At 71.5% G+C, this 21217-nt stretch carries 21 protein-coding genes; 18 read left to right on the top strand and 3 right to left on the bottom strand.

Annotated features, from left to right (window positions below; all coding sequences use genetic code 11):
* Positions 1 to 27: 27 nt before the first annotated feature.
* A complete protein-coding gene (locus ACIRB4_RS13245; RefSeq protein WP_403290681.1) occupies positions 28 to 1383 on the top strand; it encodes a replication-associated recombination protein A in 1356 nt (451 codons plus the stop codon).
* A 13-nt stretch (positions 1384 to 1396) separates the two neighbouring features.
* Here the strand turns inward: ACIRB4_RS13245 and ACIRB4_RS13240 are convergent, their stop codons facing one another.
* Entirely contained in the window at positions 1397 to 2092 is a 696-nt protein-coding gene (locus tag ACIRB4_RS13240; protein ID WP_403290680.1) for a DUF2470 domain-containing protein, read from the bottom strand.
* Between the two features lie 200 nt (positions 2093 to 2292).
* Between ACIRB4_RS13240 and rpsD the strand changes: the two genes are divergently transcribed.
* A complete protein-coding gene (gene rpsD, locus ACIRB4_RS13235) occupies positions 2293 to 2907 on the top strand; it encodes a 30S ribosomal protein S4 (protein WP_260230400.1) in 615 nt (204 codons plus the stop codon).
* A gap of 55 nt (positions 2908 to 2962) precedes the next feature.
* Here the strand turns inward: rpsD and ACIRB4_RS13230 are convergent, their stop codons facing one another.
* Positions 2963 to 5140, bottom strand: a complete 2178-nt coding sequence (locus tag ACIRB4_RS13230; protein ID WP_403290678.1) for an ATP-binding protein — start codon at positions 5138 to 5140, stop codon at positions 2963 to 2965.
* 157 nt (positions 5141 to 5297) lie between these two features.
* Here ACIRB4_RS13230 and ACIRB4_RS13225 point away from each other — a divergent pair, with 157 nt between their 5' ends.
* The 14 genes from ACIRB4_RS13225 (at position 5298) to nusB (ending at position 18654) form a co-directional block, all read left to right on the top strand.
* Positions 5298 to 5738 (top strand): DUF948 domain-containing protein, encoded by a 441-nt coding sequence (locus ACIRB4_RS13225; protein WP_403290676.1) that lies wholly within the window; start codon positions 5298 to 5300, stop codon positions 5736 to 5738.
* 6 nt (positions 5739 to 5744) lie between these two features.
* Complete coding sequence (locus ACIRB4_RS13220) at positions 5745 to 6122, top strand: DUF6167 family protein (protein WP_403290675.1); 378 nt, start codon at positions 5745 to 5747, stop codon at positions 6120 to 6122.
* Positions 6122 to 8791 (top strand): alanine--tRNA ligase, encoded by a 2670-nt coding sequence (alaS, locus tag ACIRB4_RS13215; protein WP_403290672.1) that lies wholly within the window; start codon positions 6122 to 6124, stop codon positions 8789 to 8791. The genes ACIRB4_RS13220 and alaS overlap by 1 nt, the downstream gene beginning before the upstream one ends.
* A complete protein-coding gene (gene ruvX, locus ACIRB4_RS13210) occupies positions 8791 to 9255 on the top strand; it encodes a Holliday junction resolvase RuvX (RefSeq protein ID WP_403290671.1) in 465 nt (154 codons plus the stop codon). Before alaS ends, ruvX begins: the two co-directional genes overlap by 1 nt.
* 102 nt (positions 9256 to 9357) lie before the next feature.
* Complete coding sequence (mltG, locus tag ACIRB4_RS13205; RefSeq protein ID WP_403290668.1) at positions 9358 to 11064, top strand: endolytic transglycosylase MltG; 1707 nt, start codon at positions 9358 to 9360, stop codon at positions 11062 to 11064.
* Positions 11064 to 11891 carry a shikimate dehydrogenase gene (locus tag ACIRB4_RS13200; protein ID WP_403290666.1) on the top strand — a complete coding sequence of 276 codons (828 nt, stop codon included), beginning with the start codon at positions 11064 to 11066 and terminating at the stop codon, positions 11889 to 11891. Before mltG ends, ACIRB4_RS13200 begins: the two co-directional genes overlap by 1 nt.
* Before the next feature lie 167 nt (positions 11892 to 12058).
* Positions 12059 to 13243: a chorismate synthase gene (aroC, locus tag ACIRB4_RS13195; RefSeq protein ID WP_403290664.1), complete on the top strand. Its 1185-nt coding sequence runs from the start codon at positions 12059 to 12061 to the stop codon at positions 13241 to 13243.
* A gap of 29 nt (positions 13244 to 13272) precedes the next feature.
* Entirely contained in the window at positions 13273 to 13758 is a 486-nt protein-coding gene (locus tag ACIRB4_RS13190) for a shikimate kinase (protein WP_403291225.1), read from the top strand.
* A complete protein-coding gene (aroB, locus tag ACIRB4_RS13185; RefSeq protein ID WP_403290662.1) occupies positions 13755 to 14849 on the top strand; it encodes a 3-dehydroquinate synthase in 1095 nt (364 codons plus the stop codon). Before ACIRB4_RS13190 ends, aroB begins: the two co-directional genes overlap by 4 nt.
* Positions 14846 to 15292 carry a type II 3-dehydroquinate dehydratase gene (aroQ, locus tag ACIRB4_RS13180; RefSeq protein ID WP_403290659.1) on the top strand — a complete coding sequence of 149 codons (447 nt, stop codon included), beginning with the start codon at positions 14846 to 14848 and terminating at the stop codon, positions 15290 to 15292. Before aroB ends, aroQ begins: the two co-directional genes overlap by 4 nt.
* Before the next feature lie 115 nt (positions 15293 to 15407).
* Positions 15408 to 16340, top strand: a complete 933-nt coding sequence (locus ACIRB4_RS13175; protein ID WP_403290657.1) for an AAA family ATPase — start codon at positions 15408 to 15410, stop codon at positions 16338 to 16340.
* Positions 16341 to 16497: 157 nt separating this feature from the next.
* Positions 16498 to 17604 (top strand): aminopeptidase P family protein, encoded by a 1107-nt coding sequence (locus tag ACIRB4_RS13170; protein ID WP_403290654.1) that lies wholly within the window; start codon positions 16498 to 16500, stop codon positions 17602 to 17604.
* Positions 17605 to 17653: 49 nt separating this feature from the next.
* Positions 17654 to 18220, top strand: coding sequence for an elongation factor P (gene efp / locus ACIRB4_RS13165; protein ID WP_403290652.1), 567 nt, complete (start codon positions 17654 to 17656; stop codon positions 18218 to 18220).
* Between the two features lie 2 nt (positions 18221 to 18222).
* Complete coding sequence (nusB, locus tag ACIRB4_RS13160) at positions 18223 to 18654, top strand: transcription antitermination factor NusB (RefSeq protein ID WP_403290649.1); 432 nt, start codon at positions 18223 to 18225, stop codon at positions 18652 to 18654.
* 166 nt (positions 18655 to 18820) lie between these two features.
* Here nusB and bldD read toward each other — a convergent pair whose 3' ends face one another.
* Entirely contained in the window at positions 18821 to 19321 is a 501-nt protein-coding gene (bldD, locus tag ACIRB4_RS13155) for a transcriptional regulator BldD (RefSeq protein WP_030214967.1), read from the bottom strand.
* Between the two features lie 247 nt (positions 19322 to 19568).
* On the opposite strand from bldD, the gene pyrR reads away from it, so the two are divergent.
* Together pyrR and ACIRB4_RS13145 are read left to right on the top strand one after the other, a co-directional pair.
* The gene (gene pyrR, locus ACIRB4_RS13150; protein ID WP_403290646.1) at positions 19569 to 20132 is read left to right on the top strand and encodes a bifunctional pyr operon transcriptional regulator/uracil phosphoribosyltransferase PyrR; all 564 of its coding nucleotides are present in this window, start codon (positions 19569 to 19571) and stop codon (positions 20130 to 20132) included.
* Between the two features lie 96 nt (positions 20133 to 20228).
* Positions 20229 to 21215 carry an aspartate carbamoyltransferase catalytic subunit gene (locus ACIRB4_RS13145; RefSeq protein WP_403290644.1) on the top strand — a complete coding sequence of 329 codons (987 nt, stop codon included), beginning with the start codon at positions 20229 to 20231 and terminating at the stop codon, positions 21213 to 21215.
* Positions 21216 to 21217 lie beyond the last annotated feature (2 nt).

Here is a 21217-nt window from a genome sequence, read left to right as displayed (position 1 = left end):
TCAGTGCCGTGACCTAGGCTTCATGACGTGGAGCCCGACCTCTTTACCGCAGCCGCCGAAGAACGCCAGGCGAAGGACCCGTCCAGCAGCCCGCTGGCCGTCCGGATGCGCCCGCGCACCCTCGACGAGGTCCTCGGCCAGCGGCATCTGCTCAAGCCGGGGTCGCCGCTGCGCCGGCTCGTCGGGGAGGGCGACGGGGGACCGGCCGGCGCCTCGTCGGTGATCCTCTGGGGCCCGCCCGGCATCGGCAAGACGACCCTCGCGTACGTCGTCTCCAAGGCGACCAACAAGCGCTTCGTGGAGCTCTCCGCGATCACCGCGGGCGTCAAGGAGGTCCGGGCGGTCATCGACGGCGCCCGGCGCGCGGCCGGCGGCTACGGCAAGGAGACCGTCCTCTTCCTCGACGAGATCCACCGCTTCTCCAAGGCCCAGCAGGACTCGCTGCTGCCCGCCGTGGAGAACCGCTGGGTGACGCTGATCGCGGCGACGACGGAGAACCCGTACTTCTCGATCATCTCCCCGCTGCTCTCCCGCTCGCTGCTGCTCACCCTCGAACCGCTCACCGACGACGATCTGCGCGATCTGCTGGAGCGGGCGCTGACCGAGGACCGGGGGCTCGGCGGGGCGGTGACGCTGCCCAAGGACGCCGAGGCGCATCTGCTGCGCATCGCCGGCGGTGACGCGCGCCGGGCCCTGACGGCCCTGGAGGCGGCGGCCGGCGCCGCCCTCGCCAAGGGCGAGCCGGAGATCACCCTGCAGACGGTCGAGGAGACCGTCGACCGCGCGGCGGTGAAGTACGACCGGGACGGCGACCAGCACTACGACGTGGCCAGCGCGCTGATCAAGTCGATCCGCGGCTCGGACGTGGACGCGGCGCTGCACTATCTGGCGCGGATGATCGAGGCGGGTGAGGACCCCCGGTTCATCGCCCGGCGCCTGATGATCTCGGCCAGCGAGGACATCGGCCTCGCCGACCCGACGGCCCTGCCGACGGCCGTGGCGGCCGCCCAGGCCGTCGCCATGATCGGTTTTCCCGAGGCCGCGCTGACCCTGTCCCACGCCACGATCGCCCTCGCCCTGGCCCCGAAGTCGAACGCGGCGACCACCGCGATCTTCGCCGCGCAGGCGGACGTCCGCAACGGCCTGGCGGGCCCGGTCCCCGCGCACCTGCGGGACGGGCACTACAAGGGAGCGGCCAAACTGGGCCACGCCCAGGGGTACGTCTATCCGCACGACGTCCCCGGAGGGATCGCGGCCCAGCAGTACGCCCCGGACGCGGTCCACGGCAAGCGCTACTACGAACCGACCCGGTACGGCGCCGAGGCGCGGTACGCCGACGTGGTGGAGAAGGTGCGCGAGCGCCTGCGGGGCGACGGCGGGTGAGCGGTGGGTGACGTCAGTCGCGGGCCGCGTCGAAGAGCCGGTGCATCTCGCGCCGCAGCCCGCTGACGTCCCGTACGGGCTCGGGGAAGTCGAAGCGCGCGTCGAAGCAGCGCTGCGGCCCCGAGCTGAAGCGGATCCGCAGCCCGAAGCGGTCCAGGGCCAGCGGGGCGACGTCCCGCATCGGCGCCACGACGGCCGAGCGCTCGCCGAGCAGCCCGCCCAGCGCGCGGACGTGTTCGCCGTGGGCCGCGTGCAGATGCTGGAGCAGCTCGGTCTCGTGGGTGTGCAGGGGATCGGGGGTCGCGGCGGCGAAATCCTTCGGCTCGACGCGGGCGGTGCCCCACAGATCGTCGACGCGGGCCTCGCCGACCTCCAGGCGCAGCATCATCCGGCCGGGCTCGGCGACGCCGGGCACGCAGGTGAGCCAGCCCGAGACCCAGGCGCGGCCGCGGATGCGGTGCGGGACGGAGACCGGAGCGACGTCGGTGAGTTCGAGCACCACCGGCAGCTCGTCGTCCTGGGCGTGCGTCGCGGCCCGTACGGGCGGGGCGTCGGCGGGGAGGAGCAGGAAGACCTCGCCGTCCGGACCGACGGCCCTGGCCTCGGGCGTGAGCTGCTCGGGGCGTAGGTGCTCGGCCCCCGGAATCAGCAGCACCGCGGAGCATGTACTCTGTACGAGAGTTCGTGTGCGCTCGGCTGCTGACGGCATCCGCGCGATTTCAAGCCCGCTGGGACGCGGCTGACCATGAGCTGATCGGACCTCCGTCACATCGATGCCCTCCGCGGAAGCGGCGGAAGCGTCGTTCATTGTGCTGCTGTCTGTGATGCGCGTGGTGTTCCCAGGGCGAGACATGCGATCTCCTTGAGTAAGGTGAGCCTAACCTAACCTACAACGGAGGTCTGGAGAACGTGCCTAACCAGTCGCGTCCCAAGGTCAAGAAGTCTCGCGCGCTCGGTATCGCGCTGACGCCGAAGGCCGTCAAGTACTTCGAAGCCCGCCCCTACCCGCCGGGCGAGCACGGCCGTGGCCGCAAGCAGAACTCGGACTACAAGGTCCGTCTGCTCGAGAAGCAGCGCCTGCGCGCTCAGTACGACATCAGCGAGCGCCAGATGGCGCGCGCCTACGACCGCGCCAAGAAGGCCGAAGGCAAGACGGGCGAGGCGCTGGTCGTCGAGCTCGAGCGTCGCCTCGACGCCCTGGTCCTGCGTTCGGGCATCGCCCGCACCATCTACCAGGCCCGCCAGATGGTCGTCCACGGTCACATCCAGGTCAACGGTGGCAAGGTCGACAAGCCGTCGTTCCGTGTCCGTCCCGACGACGTCGTGATGGTCCGCGAGCGCTCCCGCGAGAAGCCGCTGTTCCAGGTGGCCCGCGAGGGTGGCTTCGCCCCCGACGGTGAGACCCCGCGCTACCTGCAGGTCAACCTGAAGGCCCTGGCCTTCCGCCTCGACCGCGACCCGAACCGCAAGGAAATCCCGGTCATCTGCGACGAGCAGCTGGTCGTCGAGTACTACGCCCGCTGATCCAGGGCCCCTTCCGGCCCCGGCCGGAGGAGTAGTACCGCACACTCCGCGGTTCTCAGCCCGCCGCTTCCCCGCCCTTACCGGTGGGGGAGCCGGCGGGCTTCCGCGTCCCCGGGACGGCCCGGCTCCGTGCGGGCGAGGACTCCGCGCCCGCGGGTCCGGTGGCCGGATCCCGTCGCTCGGCGAGCGCCCGCGCCACGGTCTCCTCCAGCGAGAGCCCCCGCCCCTCCCGTACCGACGCGGCGTAGCGCTCCGCGCCGAGCAGCTCGCCCGCCTGCCGTTCGCACAGCTCCCGCGGCCCGCCGAACATGCTCGATCCGAACAGCCGCAGCCCCACCGAGTCCCACACCGGCAGGGTCGCGCCCTGCAGCACCGCCGCCTCCGCCGGATCGCCCTCGCTCGCCGTCACCAGCGCGAGCAGCTCGATCGCCAGGACGAGCCCCACCAGGTCGTGGAACCGGTGGTCGATGGTGATGCACTCGCCGAGCAGCTCACGCGCCTCGCCATGAGCGCCCCGGGTCCACGCCGCGTACGCCAGCACATAGAGCGCGTACGCCCGCGTCCAGAGCTCCCCGCGCTCCTCGCAGATCTCCCGCACCTCGGCGCACAACGCGACCGCGCCCTCCAGATCCCCCTGGAAGACCCGGGCCAGCGCCAGCTCGACCTGGCTCATCAGCACGTTGCTGTTCAGCTCACCCAGCTCCCGGTACGCCTCCAGAGCCCGGCCGAACAGCTCCTCCGCCCGGACCAGATCGTCCGAGAGCAGCGCCAGACAGCCCATCCGGTGCGTCGCGTACGCCTCCGCGATCGCGTTGCCCGCGAAGCGGGCCCGCTCGCCGCACTCGTGCAGCGCCGCCACCGCCGCCGTGCCGTCGCCCTGCAGGATCGCCACATAGCCGAGCACCCACAGCGCCTTCAACCGGGCGTGCTCGTGCCCGCCCTCCTGCTCCGGACCGAGCGCAAGCGCCCGGTCCAGCCAGTGCCGGCCCTCCGACAGGCGCCCGCACCCCACCCAGTAGAACCAGAGCGTCCCCGCCAGATGCCGAGCGAGACGGGCCTCGTCCGGCTGCTCCAGACAGAGCTCGAAGGCCGCCCGCAGATGCGGCAGCGCCGCCTCCATGTCCGCCGCGACCTCGGCCTGACGCGGACCGAACCACTCCAGCTCGCACCAGGTGGCCAGACCCATGTACCAGTCGCGGTGCCGCCGGCGCATCCGCTCGGTGTCCTCCAGCGCCGCCAGCCACTCCGCCCCGTACGCGGCGACCGTGTCCAGCATCCGGTACCGCGGCCCCGCAGGGCCGTCCTCACGCGAGAGGAGCGACTGGGCGAGCAGACCGCCCAGCACATCGAGCACCCGCTCGGGGGGAAGGTCGGGGCCACCGCAGACGTACTCCACCGCGTCCAGGTCGAACGGCCCCGCGAAGACCGACAGCCGCGCCCACAGCAGCCGCTCCTCGGGCGTGCACAGCTCATGGCTCCAGCCGATCGCCGTACGCAGGGTCTGATGTCGTGGCAGCGCCCCGCGCGCCCCGCCCGTGAGCAGCCGGAAGCGGTCGTCGAGCCGGCGCAGCACCTGCTCCACCGTGAGCAGCGGCATCCGGGCGGCCGCCAGTTCCAGAGCCAGCGGAATCCCGTCGAGGCGCCGGCACAACTCCCGCACGGCGGCGCAATCGCCGGAATCACCCGGAGACCCCGCCCCCGCGACCCGTTCCCCGAAGAGCGCCACCGCGTCCTCGTCGCCCATCGGAGCCAGCGTGAAGACCGCCTCCCCGTCCACCCGCAGCGGACGGCGGCCCACCGCGAGGACGGTCAGACCGGGGGAGTGCAGCAGCAACTCCCGTACGAGGGGCGCGCACTCCTCCACCAGGTGCTCGAAACCGTCCACGACCAGCAGCAGCCGGCGCTCCGCCAGGTGCTCGATCAGGGCCTGGCGCGGTGCGCGCGGCGTATGGTCGGTCAGGCCCAGCGCCTCGACCAGCGCGTGGGCCACCAGCGCCGGGTCCCGCAGCGCCGAGAGCTCCGCCAGCCACACGCCGTCGGCGTACCGTTTCCCCGCCTCCGCCTCCGCCTCCGCCTCCGCCGCGGTCCGCAGCGCCAGCCGCGTCTTGCCGACCCCGCCGACCCCGACGACCGTCACAAGGCGGAACTCCTCGAGGAGCCGGGCCAGTTCGTCCCGCTCGCCGGCCCGTCCGACGAACCGGTTCAACTCCGACGGGAGATTGCTCCTTCGCATGGGACACGGAGGGTACCCATCCGGCCGCACTCCGTACAATCGGACCGCTCGGGGTCCCGCCCCGGCCCGTAATGCGGTACGGGGAAAGACCGCGGGCGCGATAGGGTCGGAGGACGACTTTTCGCAAGGCCCCAACGACAGCAGAGAGCGGTGCGGAGTGACCGGTGGAGAGGTTGCCGGGCTTCTGGTGGCCGTGTTCTGGGCGATTCTCGTCTCCTTCCTCGCCGTGGTGCTGGCGAGACTGGCGCAGACGCTCAAGGCGACCACCAAGCTCGTCGCGGACGTGACCGAGCAGGCCGTCCCGCTGCTCGCCGACGCCTCGGCGACCGTGCGGTCGGCACAGACCCAGCTCGATCGGGTCGACGCGATCGCCTCGGACGTCCAGGAGGTCACCTCCAACGCCTCGGCGCTCTCCACCACCGTCGCCTCCACCTTCGGCGGTCCGCTGGTGAAGGTCGCCGCCTTCGGTTACGGCGTGCGCAAGGCGCTCGGCCGCGGCCGCGAGGAGGCGGCCCCGGCGGGCCGGGGGGCCTCACGCCGTACCGTGATCGTCGGCCGCACCGTGCCGTCGGCGAGGCGCCGGAAGCAGAAGGGCTGAGCCGCGATGTTCCGCCGTACGTTCTGGTTCACCGCGGGCGCCGCAGCCGGCGTGTGGGCCACCACCAAGGTCAACCGGAAGCTCAAGCAGCTCACTCCGGAGAGCCTCGCCGCGCAGGCGGCGAACAAGGCGATCGAGACCGGTCACCGGCTCAAGGACTTCGCCCTCGACGTCAGGGCGGGCATGGTCCAGCGGGAGGCCGAGCTCGGCGAGGCCCTCGGCATCGAGGCGCCCGACGGGGCCGCCGCCGACCGGGAGCTCCCCGGGGCGCGCCGCAGGGCCGCGCTCGACCCCACCGCACCGGCGTCCCGGAGGCCCGGGAAGACGCCCAAGAACACGTATCCGTACCCCACGATCACGTACAACCGGAATGAGGACCACTAATGGAGTCGGCTGAAATCCGCCGCCGCTGGCTGAGCTTCTTCGAGGAGCGCGGTCACACCGTCGTCCCTTCGGCGTCGCTCATCGCGGACGACCCGACTCTGCTCCTCGTCCCCGCCGGCATGGTGCCGTTCAAGCCCTACTTCCTGGGGGAGGTCAAGCCGCCGTTCCCGCGCGCCGCCAGCGTGCAGAAGTGCGTGCGCACGCCGGACATCGAAGAGGTCGGCAAGACCACCCGCCACGGCACCTTCTTCCAGATGTGCGGCAACTTCTCCTTCGGCGACTACTTCAAGGAAGGCGCCATCAAGCTCGCCTGGGAGCTGCTGACCAGCTCCGTCGAGCACGGCGGCTACGGCCTGGCGCCCGAGAAGCTCTGGATCACCGTCTACCAGGACGATGATGAAGCCGAGGCCATCTGGCGCGATGTCGTCGGTGTCCCGGCCGAGCGCATCCAGCGCCTGGGCAAGAAGGACAACTTCTGGTCCATGGGCGTCCCCGGCCCGTGCGGCCCCTGTTCCGAGATCAACTACGACCGGGGCCCCGAGTTCGGCGTCGAGGGCGGCCCGGCCGTCAACGACGAGCGGTACGTGGAGATCTGGAACCTGGTCTTCATGCAGTACGAGCGCGGCCAGGGCACCGGCAAGGACGACTTCGAGATCCTCGGCGACCTCCCCTCGAAGAACATCGACACCGGTCTCGGCCTCGAGCGCCTGGCGATGATCCTCCAGGGCGTACAGAACATGTACGAGACCGACACCCTCAAGGTCGTCATCGACAAGGCCACCGAGCTCACCGGCGTCGCCTACGGCAAGACCCACGACAGCGACGTCTCGCTGCGCGTGGTGGCCGACCACATGCGTACGTCCGTGATGCTGATCGGTGACGGCGTCACCCCCGGCAACGAGGGCCGCGGCTATGTGCTGCGCCGCATCATGCGCCGCGCCGTCCGTAACATGCGTCTGCTCGGCGCCACCGGTCCGGTCGTCAAGGACCTCGTCGACGTCGTGATCGACACCATGGGCGAGCAGTACCCGGAGCTGGTCACCGACCGCAAGCGGATCGAGACCGTCGCCCTCGCCGAGGAGGCCGCCTTCCTCAAGGCCCTCAAGGGCGGCACCAACATCCTCGACACCGCCGTCACCGAGACCAAGGCCGCCGGCGGCAAGGTCCTGCCCGGCGACAAGGCGTTCCTGCTCCACGACACCTGGGGCTTCCCGATCGACCTCACCCTGGAGATGGCCGCCGAGCAGGGCCTGTCGGTGGACGAGGCCGGGTTCCGCCGTCTGATGCAGGAGCAGCGCGAGCGCGCCAAGGCCGACGCCAAGGCCAAGAAGACCGGCCACGCCGACATGACGGCCTACCGTGCGATCGCCGATAGCAACGGCGCCACGGAGTTCACCGGCTACACCAACACCGAGGGCGAGACCACGGTCGTCGGACTGCTGGTCAACGGCGTGTCCTCGCCCGCCGCCACCGAGGGCGACGAGGTCGAGGTCGTCCTCGACCGCACCCCGTTCTACGCCGAGGGCGGCGGCCAGCAGGCCGACACCGGCCGGATCCGGCTCCACAGCGGCGCCGTCATCGAGGTCCGCGACGTCCAGCAGCCGGTGCCCGGTGTCTCCGTGCACAAGGGCTCGGTCCAGGTCGGCGAGGTGACCGTCGGCTCCACGGCCTACGCCACCATCGACGTCCGCCGCCGCCGCGCCATCGCCCGCGCCCACAGCGCCACGCACCTCACGCACCAGGCGCTGCGCGACGCCCTCGGCCCGACGGCCGCCCAGGCCGGTTCGGAGAACTCCCCGGGCCGCTTCCGCTTCGACTTCGGTTCGCCGAACGCCGTGCCCGGCACGGTGCTGACCGATGTCGAGCAGAAGATCAACGAGGTCCTCGCCCGGGAACTCGACGTGCACGCCGAGGTCATGTCCATCGACGAGGCCAAGCGGCAGGGCGCCATCGCCGAGTTCGGCGAGAAGTACGGCGAGCGGGTCCGCGTGGTGACCATCGGCGACTTCTCCAAGGAGCTGTGCGGCGGTACGCACGTCCGCAACACCTCCCAGCTCGGCCTGGTGAAGCTGCTCGGCGAGTCGTCGATCGGCAGTGGTGTGCGCCGTGTCGAGGCCCTCGTCGGCGTCGACGCGTACAACTTCCTCGCCAAGGAGCACACGGTCGTCGCCCAGCTGCAGGAGCTGGTCAAGGGCCGTCCCGAGGAGCTGCCCGAGAAGATCTCCGCCATGCTCGGCAAGCTGAAGGACGCCGAGAAGGAGATCGAGAAGTTCCGCGCGGAGAAGGTCCTGCAGGCCGCCGCCGGTCTCGTCGCCGGGGCCAAGGACGTCCGGGGCGTCGCCCTGGTCACCGGCCAGGTCCCCGACGGCACCTCCGCCGACGACCTGCGCAAGCTGGTCCTCGACGTCCGCGGCCGCATCCCGGGCGACCGCCCGGCCGTCGTGGCCCTGTTCACCACGGCCAACGGCCGCCCGCTGACGGTCATCGCCACCAACGAGGCCGCCCGCGAGCGCGGCCTCAAGGCCGGCGAGCTGGTCCGTACGGCCGCCAAGACCCTCGGCGGCGGCGGTGGCGGCAAGCCGGACGTCGCCCAGGGCGGCGGTCAGAACCCGCAGGCCGTCGGTGACGCCATCGACGCCGTCGAGCGCATGGTCGGGGAAACCGCCTGATGCGACGCGGCCGTCGTCTCGCGATCGATGTCGGGGACGCCCGGATCGGGGTCGCCTCGTGCGACCCCGACGGGGTCCTCGCCACGCCGGTGGAGACCGTGCCGGGACGCGACGTCCCGGCCGCCCACCGGCGGCTGCGCCAGATCGTCGAGGAGTACGAACCGATCGAGATCGTGGTCGGCCTGCCTCGCTCCCTCTCCGGGCGCGAGGGGCCGGCCGCGGCCAAGGTCCGCCGCTTCGCCCAGGAGCTGGCGCGGGGGATCGCTCCCCTGCCGGTGCGCCTGGTCGACGAGCGGATGACGACCGTGACGGCGACTCAGGGGCTGCGGGCCTCGGGCGTGACATCCAAGAAGGGCCGGTCCGTCATCGATCAGGCCGCCGCTGTGATCATCCTTCAGAACGCTCTTGAGTCCGAACGGGTATCAGGTAATCCGCCCGGCGAGGGCGTCGAAGTGGTCATCTGATCGCGATACGGTAACGTTCCGCGCGATGCGGCGGTGTTCGAACAGCTGCCGCACTACGTAGAGGCGGACCGTTCCGGATGCCTCGCGGCTGTTTGGGGATCGATGACTGAGTATGGCCGGAGCCCCGGCTCCGAACCGTGGCACCCCACGGACCCTCTCTACGGGGACCAGGGGTGGGAAGGTCAGCAGCAGTACCCGCAGCAGACGCAGTACGGCCACCAGGACCCGTACGGTCAGGGGCACGGCGGGCACGGCGGCCAGGAGCAGGGCTACGACGCCCGGTACCAGCAGTCCCAGGCTCCTCAGCAGTACAGCGAGCAGCAGTACAACGACCAGCGGTATGTCGATCAGCAGTATGCCGATCAGACGCACGCCGCGCAGGCGCAGGAGTACGACACGCCCGGGTATCCCGCACAGCAGTACGACGCGAACTGGGAGACGGGCCAGGCGGCGATGCCGTACGGCACCGCTCCCGCCGATCCGTACGGCGGCCAGAACCCCGATCTCTACGGCACCCCCGAGGCCTACCCCCCGCCGCAGCCGCCGGGCCGGCGCCAGGAGCCGCCGGAGCCGGTGACCGACTGGGAGGCGGAGGAGCCGGAGGAGGAGCGGCACCCCTTCTTCACCGGTGAGGACGACCCCGACGGCGACGAGGAGCCGGCCGGCAACCGCTCGTCCCGAGCCGGCCGCGACCGCCGGAGCAAGGGCAAGGGCCGAGGCGGCAAGGGCAGGAAGAGCAAGAACGGCGTGGCCTGCCTCGTCGTCGCCCTCGTCCTCGTCGGCGGCGTCGGCGGGATCGGCTACTTCGGCTACCAGTTCTGGCAGGGCCAGTTCGGCGCCGCACCCGACTACGTCGGCGACGGCAGCGGCTCGGTCCAGGTCGAGATCCCCAAGGCCGCCGGCGGCTACGAGATCGGCAACATCCTCAAGAAGGCCGGTGTCGTCAAGAGCGTCGACGCCTTCGTGTCGGCACAGCAGAAGAACCCCAAGGGGCTGTCGATCCAGGCCGGCGTCTACACGCTGAAGAAGGAGATGTCGGCGGAGAGCGCCGTCTCGCTCCTGCTCAGCCCGGCCAGCCAGGCCAACTTCGTCATCCCCGAGGGCAAGCGGAACAGCTGGGTCTACGACCAGCTCGACAAGCGACTCGACCTCGAGGCGGGCACCACCAAGGACATCGCCAAGGCCAAGGCGGACGACCTCGGGCTGCCCGACTGGGCCAAGAACCACGCGAACGTCAAGGACCCGCTGGAAGGCTTCCTCTTCCCTGCGAGCTACCCCGTCGCCAAGGGCAACAAGCCCGAGGACGTCCTGCGCAAGATGGTCGCCCGCGCCAACCAGGAGTACGGCAAGCTCGACCTGGAGACCAAGTCCAGGGAGCTCGGACTCAAGGGCCCGTGGGAGCTCGTCACGGTCGCGAGCCTCGTCCAGGCCGAGGGCAAGACGCACGACGACTTCACCAAGATGGCCGAGGTCATCTACAACCGGCTCAGCCCGGAGAACAAGGAGACGTACCAGCTCCTCCAGTTCGACTCGTCGTACAACTATCTGATGGGCCAGAGCAAGATCAAGATCGGCCGCGACGAGATCAACAGCAACCCGGACCCGTACAACACGTACAAGCGGCCGGGTCTGACGCCCGGACCCATCGGCAACCCGGGAGCCGAGGCGCTGGTGGCCGCTCTGAATCCGACGAAGGCGGGCTGGATGTACTTCGTCGCCACCGACGGCATGAGCAAGACCGAATTCGCCAAGACGCTCGCCGAGCACGACAAGCTCGTCGAGAAGTTCAACGCCTCCGGGAGCAGCTGATGTCCGCAACGCGGCGGGCGGCCGTCCTCGGCTCGCCCATCGCCCACTCGCTCTCCCCGGTGCTCCACCGGGCGGCGTACACCGCGCTCGGCCTGGAGAACTGGTCGTACGACCGGTTCGAGGTGGACGAGGCCGGGCTCCCCGGCTTCGTCGCCGGCCTGGACGGCTCCTGGGCGGGGCTCTCGCTGACCATGCCGCTGAAGCGGGCGATCATCCCGCTGCTCGACGAGATCAGTGACACGGCCGCCTCCGTCGAGGCCGTCAACACCGTCGTCCTCAGGGAGGACGGCCGCCGCGTCGGCGACAACACGGACATCCCCGGCATGATCGCGGCTCTGCGCGAGCGGGGCGTCGAGAAGGTGGAGTCCGCGGCGATCCTCGGCGCGGGCGCCACCGCCTCCTCGGCCCTGGCCGCACTCGCCCGGATCTGCGGCGGGCCGGTCACCGCGTACGTACGGAGCGAGGCGCGGGCCGAGGAGATGCGGGGCTGGGGCGAACGGCTCGGCGTCGACGTGCGTACGGCCGACTGGGGGAGCGCGGCGGAGGCGTTCGCGTCGCCGCTGGTCATCGCCACCACGCCGGCCGGCACCACGGACGACCTGGCACCGGCCGTCCCGGACGCCCCGGGAACCCTCTTCGACGTGCTGTACCACCCCTGGCCGACGCCGCTCGCCGCCGCATGGTCGGACCGCGGCGGCAAGGTGCTCGGCGGCCTCGACCTCCTCGTCCACCAGGCGGTCCTTCAGGTCGAGCAGATGACGGGGCGGTCTCCTGCGCCCCTGGCGGCGATGCGGGCCGCGGGCGAGCGGGCGCTCGACGAGCGCTGAGCGGTCGGCTCGGACGTCCGTTTCCGATCCGACCTGACAGGGTGCGTCCGATACCTGGACCGGCGGGCAGGTTCGCGCCCCGGACGTGGGAGGATCGGATACGGCGGGCTCGGGCCGCGCACCCGGTCGCGCCACAGCAGTTCCAGGCGCGAGCATGAGGAGCATCGTTGAGCAGGTTGCGTTGGCTGACCGCTGGGGAGTCCCACGGACCCGCGCTGGTCGCGACGCTGGAGGGTCTTCCCGCCGGTGTCCCGGTCACCACCGAGCTGGTGGCGGACCACCTGGCGCGGCGGCGTCTGGGCTATGGGCGCGGTGCGCGGATGAAGTTCGAGCAGGACGAGATCACGTTCCTCGGCGGTGTCCGGCACGGTCTCTCGCTGGGCTCGCCGATCGCCGTCATGGTGGGCAATACGGAGTGGCCGAAGTGGGAGAAGGTGATGTCGGCCGATCCGGTCGACCCCGCCGAGCTGAAGGAGACGGGCCGCAACGCGCCGTTGACCCGGCCCCGTCCGGGCCATGCGGACCTGGCCGGTATGCAGAAGTACGGTTTCGACGAGGCCCGGCCGATCCTGGAGCGCGCCAGCGCCCGGGAGACGGCGGCCCGGGTGGCTCTCGGCGCCGTGGCCCGTTCGTTCCTCAAGGAGGCGGCGGGTATCGAGATCGTCTCCCATGTGGTGGAGCTGGCCGGCGCGAAGGCGCCGTACGGCGTGTATCCGGTCCCGGGCGATGTGGCGAAGCTGGACGCCGACCCGGTGCGCTGTCTGGACGCGGACGCGTCGAAGGCGATGGTCGCGGAGATCGACCAGGCCCACAAGGACGGTGACACCCTCGGTGGTGTCGTGGAGGTCCTCGCGTACGGGGTGCCGGTGGGGCTGGGTTCGCATGTGCACTGGGACCGGCGGCTCGACGCCCGGCTGGCGGCGGCGCTGATGGGGATCCAGGCGATCAAGGGGGTCGAGGTCGGTGACGGCTTCGAGCTGGCGCGTGTGCCCGGTTCGAAGGCGCACGACGAGATCGTCTCGACCCCTGAGGGCATCAAGCGCACGTCCGGCCGCTCGGGCGGTACGGAGGGTGGTCTGACCACCGGTGAACTGCTGCGGGTGCGGGCGGCGATGAAGCCGATCGCGACCGTGCCGCGTGCGCTGGCCACCGTCGACGTCGTCACGGGCGAGGCCGCGCAGGCCCACCACCAGCGCTCCGACGTGTGCGCGGTGCCGGCGGCCGGGATCGTCGCGGAGGCGATGGTCGCGCTGGTCCTGGCGGACGCGGTGGTGGAGAAGTTCGGCGGCGACAGCGTCCCGGAGACCCGCCGCAACGTCCGCTCCTACCTCGACAACCTCCAGATCCGGTGACCGGACCGAAGGTCGTCCTGGTCGGACCGATGGGCTCCGGCAAGTCCACGGTGGGCGCGCTCCTGGCCGAGCTGCTCGGCGCGCCCTACCGGGACACCGACGCCGACATCGTCGCCGCCCAGGGCCGGGAGATCTCGGACATCTTCATCGAGGACGGCGAGGACCACTTCCGCGCCCTGGAACGCGACGCCGTACGGACCGCGGTCACCGAGCACGAGGGAGTCCTCGCGCTCGGCGGCGGCGCCATCCTCGACGCCTCCACCCGCGAGCTGCTCAGCGGGCTGCCCGTCGTCTATCTCTCGATGGACGTCGACGAGGCGGTCCGCCGCGTCGGCCTCAACACCGCGCGGCCGCTGCTCGCCGTCAACCCGCGCCGCCAGTGGCGCGAGCTGATGGAGGCGCGCCGCCCTCTCTACACCGAAGTCGCACGCGTCGTCGTCGCCACGGACGACCGCACCCCCGAAGAGGTCGCGAGCGCGGTCCTCGACGCTCTGGAGCTGAAGAAGGACGTATGACGGACCAGGAAGTGACCCGTATCCAGGTCGACGGCTCGGCGGGCACGGATCCGTATGAGGTGCTGGTGGGACGGCAGCTGCTCGCCGAGCTGCCCACCCTGATCGGCAACCGCGCCAAGCGCGTGGCCGTGATCCACCCCGAAGCCCTCGCCGAGACGGGCGAGGCCCTGCGCGCCGACCTCGCCGGCCAGGGCTTCGAGGCCGTCGCCATCCAGGTGCCGAACGCCGAGGAGGCCAAGACCGCCGAGGTCGCGGCGTACTGCTGGAAGGCGCTCGGCCAGACCGGCTTCACCCGCACCGACGTCATCGTCGGCGTGGGCGGCGGCGCCACCACCGACCTCGCCGGGTTCGTGGCGGCGACCTGGCTGCGGGGCGTGCGCTGGATCGCCGTCCCGACGACCGTGCTCGCCATGGTGGACGCGGCCGTCGGCGGCAAGACCGGCATCAACACCGCCGAGGGCAAGAACCTCGTCGGCGCCTTCCACCCGCCCGCCGGAGTGCTCTGCGACCTGGCCGCGCTGGACTCGCTGCCGGTCAACGACTACGTGAGCGGGCTCGCGGAGATCATCAAGGCCGGCTTCATCGCCGACCCCGTCATCCTCGACCTGGTGGAGGAGGACCCGCAGGCGGCCCGGACACCCGCGGGACCGCACACCGCCGAGCTGATCGTCCGCTCGATCCGGGTGAAGGCGGAGGTCGTCTCCGGCGACCTCAAGGAGTCCGGTCGGCGGGAGATCCTCAACTACGGCCACACCCTGGCCCACGCCATCGAGAAGAACGAGCGGTACAAGTGGCGGCACGGCGCCGCCGTCTCCGTCGGCATGGTCTTCGCCGCCGAACTCGGCCGGCTCGCCGGCCGGCTCGACGACGCCACCGCCGACCGGCACCGCACGGTCCTGGAATCGGTCGGCCTGCCGCTGACCTACCGCGGCGACCAGTGGCCCAAGCTGCTCGAGACCATGAAGGTCGACAAGAAGTCCCGCGGCGACATGCTGCGCTTCATCGTCCTCGACGGCCTCGGCAAGCCGACCGTCCTCGAGGGCCCCGACCCGGCGGTGCTCGTCGCGGCCTACGGCGAGGTGTCCGCGTGAGCGACCTCAGCCCCGTTCTGGTGCTGAACGGCCCGAACCTCGGCCGGCTCGGCTCCCGCGAACCCGACATCTACGGCGCCACGTCCTACAAGGGCCTGGCGGAGTCCTGCCGGACGCTCGGCGCCGAGCTGGGCTTCGACGTGGAGGTCCGGGAGACCAACGACGAGGGCGAGATGATCCGCTGGCTGCACGAGGCCGCGGACGGATCGATTCCGGTCGTTCTCAACCCCGGTGCGTTCACGCACTACTCGTACGGAATGCGCGACGCGGCCGCCCAGCGGACCGCCCCGCTGATCGAGGTGCACATCTCGAATCCGTACACCAGGGAGGAATTCCGGCACACCTCGGTCGTCGCCGCCGTCGCGACGGGGACGATCGCCGGGTTCGGGATCGGCTCGTACCGGCTGGCGCTGCGCGCGCTGGCCGAGGAACTGACCGGCTGAGAGTGAACGGCCCCGCCTGAGGGCACTGCGGACCGCCCCCGGCCGTTCCCCTTGAGGGGGCCGGGGGCGGTAACGTTCCCGGAAGTATCGGCCGTACGAGACGGAGTGGCACCGGATGCAGCACGCAGTGGGGGCTCCGTTGCCACCGCCCGAGCGCTCGGGATGGGCAGCGGCCCAGGGCGGACACCAGGCGCAGTCCCCGCACTCCCCGCCGCACCACCCGTCGGCGCCCCACGCCCACCCCGCGCCGTCCCATCCGGGGGTGGCCCCGCATCCGGCGCCACAGGTGCACCACCCGGCCCCCCAGGGACCGCCGCCGTCCCCGCCCGCACCGGGCTGGGCCGCCGGAGGGATGCCGCCGCACCCCGGACCGCCGCACCCGCCCCAGCAGACCCCCGCCCACCCCGGCCCGCCACGGGACACCACCGCGCACGTCCAGCTGCCGCCGGTCGGCATACCCGCCGCGCCGCCCGCCGAGGCCGGCACCGGCACCGCGACCCTCGCCGTCCTGCTCATCGGCCCGGCCGGCGCGGGCAAGACGACCGTCGCCCGTCACTGGGCACAGCGCCGTCGCGTCCCCACGGCGCACATCAGCCTCGACGACGTCCGCGAATGGGTCTGCTCCGGCTTCGCCGACCCCCAGTCGGGCTGGAACGAGCACTCCGAGGCCCAGTACCGCCTCGCCCGCCGCACCTGTGGCTTCGCCGCCCGCAACTTCCTCGCCAACGGCATCTCCTGCATCCTCGACGACGCCGTCTTCCCGGACCGCCCCGTCGTCGGCCTCGGCGGCTGGAAACGGCACGTCGGCCCCGGCCTGCTCCCGGTGGTCCTCCTGCCGGGCCTGGAGATCGTCCTGGAGCGCAACGCCGAACGCAGCGGGAACCGGCGCCTGTCGGACGAGGAGGTCGCCTCCATCCACGGCCGGATGGCGGGCTGGTACGGCTCCGGCCTGCCGATCATCGACAACTCCAAGTACGACGTGGAGACCACCGCCCGCGTCCTCGACGAGGTCCTGGCCCGCTCCATCGCCAGCCCGCCGTCCTGGTAGCCCGCCTTCCGGTCGCTGGGCCGGCTGGTGGCCAGCCCGCCCGTACGGCCCCCTGGCCAGCGCTCCGGCCCCCGCGACCTGGCCGGATCCGTCCGGCGATGGCCCGGTCGGCCGCGCTGAGCGGGCCGGGGCGCCCAGCCCCTCGTAGGCTCGGAACATGTCACAGGTGTATGCGGACCGCCGTGTGCGGCTGCGCGACCGGTGCGCGGCAGCGGGCAGCCCGGCGGCCATGGTCTCCCGCCCCGCCAACGTCCGCTATCTCGCGGGCGCTTCACCCCCAGGAGCCGTCCTCCTCGTCGGTCCGGACGAAGACGTGCTGCTCTGTCCCGTACCGCCCGGCGGCGATCCGGCCGACGGACGGCTCGACGAACTGCTCCGGCAGGCCGTCCTGCCCGCCGGCAGCGGCGATCCCGCCGTCGCGGCCGTCGACTTCGCCCACAAGGCGGGCGCGGACGCCCTCGCCGTCGAGGAGCACCACCTGACGGTCGCCCGGCACCGGGCCATGGGGTCGATCGCGCCCCGGCTCCGGCTCGCCGACCTCCGCGGGGCCGTGGAACAGCTGCGGATCGTCAAGGACGAGGACGAGATCGCCTGTCTGCGGATCGCCGCGGAGATCGCCGACCAGGCCCTCGGCGAACTCCTCGAATCCATCCTGGTCGGCCGGACCGAGCGCCACCTCGCCCTGGAACTGGAGCGGCGGCTCGTCGACCACGGCGCCGACGGCGCCGCGTTCCCGACCTCCGTCGCCACCGGCCCGAACTCCGGCCGCAGAGGCCACCGGCCCTCCGACCGCCGGGTCGAGGAGGGCGATTTCCTCTCCGTCTGCCTCGGCGCCGAGTACCGCGGCTACCGCTGCGAGATCGGCCGCACCTTCGTCATCGGCACGACCCCCGCGGACTGGCAGATCGAGCTCTACGACCTCGTCTTCGCCGCTCAGCGGGCCGGGCGGGAGTCCCTCGTGCCCGGCGCGGCGTACCGCGACGTGGACCACGCCGCCCGTCACATCCTGGACGCCGCGGGCCACTCGGAAGCCGTTCCGCCGCTCATCGGACACGGTGTCGGCCTCGAAATCGACGAGGACCCGCAGCTCGCACCCTCGGCCATGGGTAAACTGGACGCTTGTGTGCCGGTCACCGTCGAACCGGGGGTCCACCTCCCGGGCCGGGGCGGGGTCCGGATCGATGACACGCTCGTCGTGCGCCAGGAGGCGGACGGCGGACCCGAGCTACTCACCATTACGACCAAGGAGCTGCTCGCGCTGTAGGGCGCGTACTCCTCTCTGGTCCCACGTCAGTCCAGGAGATTCCGCAACCGTGGCTTCCACGAACGACCTCAAGAACGGCATGGTGCTCAAGCTCGACGGGGACCAGCTCTGGTCCGTCGTCGAGTTCCAGCACGTCAAGCCCGGCAAGGGCCCGGCCTTCGTGCGCACCAAGCTCAAGAACGTGCTCTCCGGCAAGGTCGTCGACAAGACCTTCAACGCCGGTGTGAAGGTCGAGACGGCCACCATCGACCGCCGCGACATGCAGTTCTCGTACATGGACGGCGACTACTTCGTCTTCATGGACATGCAGACGTACGACCAGCTGCACGTCGACCGCAAGGCCGTCGGCGACGCCGCCAACTTCCTGGTCGAGGGCTTCACCGCCTCCGTCGCGCAGCACGAGGGCTCGGTGCTCTACGTCGAGCTCCCCGCCGCCGTCGAGCTGACCATCCAGCACACCGACCCGGGCGTCCAGGGCGACCGCTCCACCGGCGGCACCAAGCCCGCCACGCTGGAGACCGGCCACGAGATCCAGGTCCCGCTCTTCATCACCACCGGTGAGAAGATCAAGGTCGACACCCGCACGAGCGACTACCTCGGCCGGGTGAACAGCTAACCGTGGCTGCCCGCAGCAACGCCCGTAAGCGCGCCTTCCAGATCCTCTTCGAGGCCGACCAGCGCGGCGCGTCCGTGCAGCAGGTCCTCGCGGACTGGGTACGGCACGCTCGCTCCGACGACCGGCAGCCCGCGGTCAACGAGTTCACGATGCAGCTGGTCGAGGGGTACGCGGACCACGTGGACCGTATCGACGACCTCATCGCCACCTACGCGGTGGACTGGGACCTCGACCGGATGCCGGTCGCCGACCGGAACATCGTGCGCCTCGGCGCGTACGAACTGATCTGGCTGGACGAGACGCCGGACGCGGTCGCGATCGACGAGGCGGTGCAGCTCGCCAAGGAGTTCTCCACCGACGAGTCCCCGACCTTCGTCAACGGCCTCCTGGGCCGCTTCAAGGACCTGAAGCCTCGCCTGCGCCGGGACGCCTGACCCAGGCACCCCCGGCAGTCGAAGGGGCCCGCAGCACCTGGTGCTGCGGGCCCCTTCGGCGTACGCGGGCGGCGGCGGACGAAAAGACCGCCGGGGCGGCGGAAGACCCGCAGGTCTTCCGCCGCCCCGGCGGCAACGTTTCTGCTGAGCTCTCAGCGGATGAGGATCAGCTGTCCTCGTGGGCGACCGCGCGGCGCGCGTCCGCGTCCAGGACGCCCCAGCTGATGAGCTGCTCGGTCAGCACCGACGGCGACTGGTCGTAGATCACGGCGAGGGTACGGAGGTCGTCCTGGCGGATCGACAGCACCTTGCCGTTGTAGTCACCGCGCTGCGACTGGATCGTCGCGGCGTAGCGCTGCAGCGGGCCGGCCTTCTCCTGCGGGACGTGGGCCAGGCGCTCCAGGTCCAGGACCAGCTTCGGCGGCGGCTCGGCGGCGCCGCCAGGGGTCGTACCGGGCAGGAGCTCCTGCACCGGGACGCCGTAGAAGTCCGCCAGCTCGGCGAGGCGCTGCACCGTCACCGCGCGGTCGCCGCGCTCGTACGAGCCGACCACGACGGCCTTCCAGCGGCCCTGGGACTTCTCTTCCACACCGTGGAGGGAAAGGCCCTGCTGGGTGCGGATGGCGCGGAGCTTGGCCCCGAGCTGCTTTGCGTATTCGCTGGACATATAGCTCCCCGGACGCTGTGACAACGTGCGGCTCCGCCGCGTGGCTGGTAACTCACTGTGAGGTTACGCAGCGTTACTTGGCTCCGTCAAGCCGAATGGTCCATACCGCCCCCTCCCGGGGGACGGCGCCCGGAGTGGCGGGAGGGGTGTGAGCGGGACACCCGCCCGCCCCTGCTACAGTCGAAGGCGCAGTTCCGACGTCCTTTAAGAGCCGTCCCGTGAGGCGGAGAAGGAGGTCCGTTTTCATATGGACACACAGCAGCACACCGATGCCGCGCGCCCCGTCCTCGAGGGCCCGGACATCGCGCGGGTTCTGACCCGCATCGCCCACGAGATCGTCGAACGCGCGAAGGGCGCCGACGACGTGGTCCTCCTCGGCATTCCCACGCGTGGCGTCTTCCTCGCCCGCCGACTGGCCGACAAGCTCGCCGAGATCACCGGACGCACCATCCCGGTCGGCTCCCTCGACATCACCATGTACCGGGACGACCTGCGGATGAAGCCCGCCCGGGCGATCGGCCGCACCGACATCCCCGCCGACGGCATCGACGGCCGCCTGGTCGTCCTCGTCGACGACGTCCTCTTCTCCGGCCGCACCATCCGCGCCGCGCTCGACGCGCTCGGCGACATCGGCCGCCCCCGCGCCGTCCAGCTCGCGGTCCTCGTCGACCGCGGCCACCGCGAACTCCCGATCCGCGCCGACTACGTCGGCAAGAACCTCCCCACGTCGCTGCGGGAGACGGTCAAGGTCCAGCTCGCCGAGGAGGACGGTCGCGACACCGTGCTGCTCGGCGGCAAGCCCATCGCCTAGCCGGGCCCCAGCCGGAACGGCACCCCGACGGGTCCAGGGCACACCCCTGCGTGCCCGCACGCCCTCACCTCGCCACCACACGGAGCGAAACCCCCGATGATGCGTCACCTCATCTCGGCCGCCGACCTCACCCGCGACGACGCCGTCCTCATCCTCGACACCGCCGAGGAGATGGCCCGGGTGGCCGACCGGCCGATCAAGAAGCTGCCCGCGCTGCGCGGCCGCACGATCTGCAACCTCTTCTTCGAGGACTCCACCCGCACCCGGATCTCCTTCGAGGCCGCCGAGAAGCGCCTCTCCGCCGACGTCATCAACTTCGCGGCCAAGGGATCCAGCGTCTCCAAGGGCGAGTCCCTCAAGGACACCGCGCAGACCCTGGAGGCGATGGGCGTCGACGCCGTCGTCATCCGGCACAGCGCCTCCGGCGCCCCCTACCGCCTCGCCACCTCCGGCTGGATCGACGCCCCCGTCATCAACGCCGGCGACGGCACCCACCAGCACCCCACCCAGGCCCTGCTGGACGCCTTCACCATGCGCCGCCGCCTCGTCGGCCGCGACGCCGGTCTCGGCCAGGACCTCGCGGGCAAGCGCATCACGCTCGTCGGCGACGTCCTGCACAGCCGGGTCGCCCGCTCCAACGTCGACCTGCTGCACACCCTCGGCGCCGAGGTCACCCTGGTCGCCCCGCCCACCCTCGTACCGGTCGGCGTGGAGGCATGGCCCTGCGACATCAGCTACGACCTCGACAGCGTGCTGCCGAAGTCCGACGCGGTGATGATGCTCCGTGTGCAGCGCGAGCGGATGAACGCCGCCTTCTTCCCGACCGAGCGCGAGTACTCGCGGCGGTACGGCCTCGACGGCGACCGGATGGCCAAGATGCCCGAGCACGCCATCGTGATGCACCCCGGCCCCATGGTCCGCGGCATGGAGATCACCGCCGAGGTCGCCGACTCCGACCGGTGCACGGTCGTCGAGCAGGTCGCCAACGGCGTCTCCATCCGGATGGCCGTCCTCTACCTGCTTCTGGGCGGCAACGAGCCCGCCGTCACCCCGCACACCTCCGCCACCGAGGAGAGCAAGTAACC

This window comes from Streptomyces sp. NPDC093600, assembly GCF_044764755.1.
In the GTDB taxonomy this organism is placed as follows: Bacteria; Actinomycetota; Actinomycetes; order Streptomycetales; family Streptomycetaceae; genus Streptomyces.
Note: the sequence above shows the minus strand (reverse complement) of the source record. Positions and strands in the feature narration are given on the sequence as shown.

Excerpts from the sequence above, each read along its gene's own strand:
- alaS (WP_403290672.1), top strand. The coding sequence starts at position 6,122 with ATGGAGTCGGCTGAAATCCGCCGCCGCTGGCTGAGCTTCTTCGAGGAG.
- ACIRB4_RS13230 (WP_403290678.1), bottom strand. The coding sequence starts at position 5,140 with ATGCGAAGGAGCAATCTCCCGTCGGAGTTGAACCGGTTCGTCGGACGG.
- bldD (WP_030214967.1), bottom strand. The coding sequence starts at position 19,321 with ATGTCCAGCGAATACGCAAAGCAGCTCGGGGCCAAGCTCCGCGCCATC.
- ACIRB4_RS13170 (WP_403290654.1), top strand. The coding sequence starts at position 16,498 with ATGTCACAGGTGTATGCGGACCGCCGTGTGCGGCTGCGCGACCGGTGC.
- ACIRB4_RS13240 (WP_403290680.1), bottom strand. The coding sequence starts at position 2,092 with ATGCCGTCAGCAGCCGAGCGCACACGAACTCTCGTACAGAGTACATGC.
- ACIRB4_RS13220 (WP_403290675.1), top strand. The coding sequence starts at position 5,745 with ATGTTCCGCCGTACGTTCTGGTTCACCGCGGGCGCCGCAGCCGGCGTG.
- ACIRB4_RS13200 (WP_403290666.1), top strand. The coding sequence starts at position 11,064 with ATGTCCGCAACGCGGCGGGCGGCCGTCCTCGGCTCGCCCATCGCCCAC.
- ACIRB4_RS13175 (WP_403290657.1), top strand. The coding sequence starts at position 15,408 with ATGCAGCACGCAGTGGGGGCTCCGTTGCCACCGCCCGAGCGCTCGGGA.
- mltG (WP_403290668.1), top strand. The coding sequence starts at position 9,358 with ATGACTGAGTATGGCCGGAGCCCCGGCTCCGAACCGTGGCACCCCACG.
- aroB (WP_403290662.1), top strand. The coding sequence starts at position 13,755 with ATGACGGACCAGGAAGTGACCCGTATCCAGGTCGACGGCTCGGCGGGC.
- ruvX (WP_403290671.1), top strand. The coding sequence starts at position 8,791 with ATGCGACGCGGCCGTCGTCTCGCGATCGATGTCGGGGACGCCCGGATC.
- pyrR (WP_403290646.1), top strand. The coding sequence starts at position 19,569 with ATGGACACACAGCAGCACACCGATGCCGCGCGCCCCGTCCTCGAGGGC.
- ACIRB4_RS13145 (WP_403290644.1), top strand. The coding sequence starts at position 20,229 with ATGATGCGTCACCTCATCTCGGCCGCCGACCTCACCCGCGACGACGCC.
- ACIRB4_RS13190 (WP_403291225.1), top strand. The coding sequence starts at position 13,273 with ATGGGCTCCGGCAAGTCCACGGTGGGCGCGCTCCTGGCCGAGCTGCTC.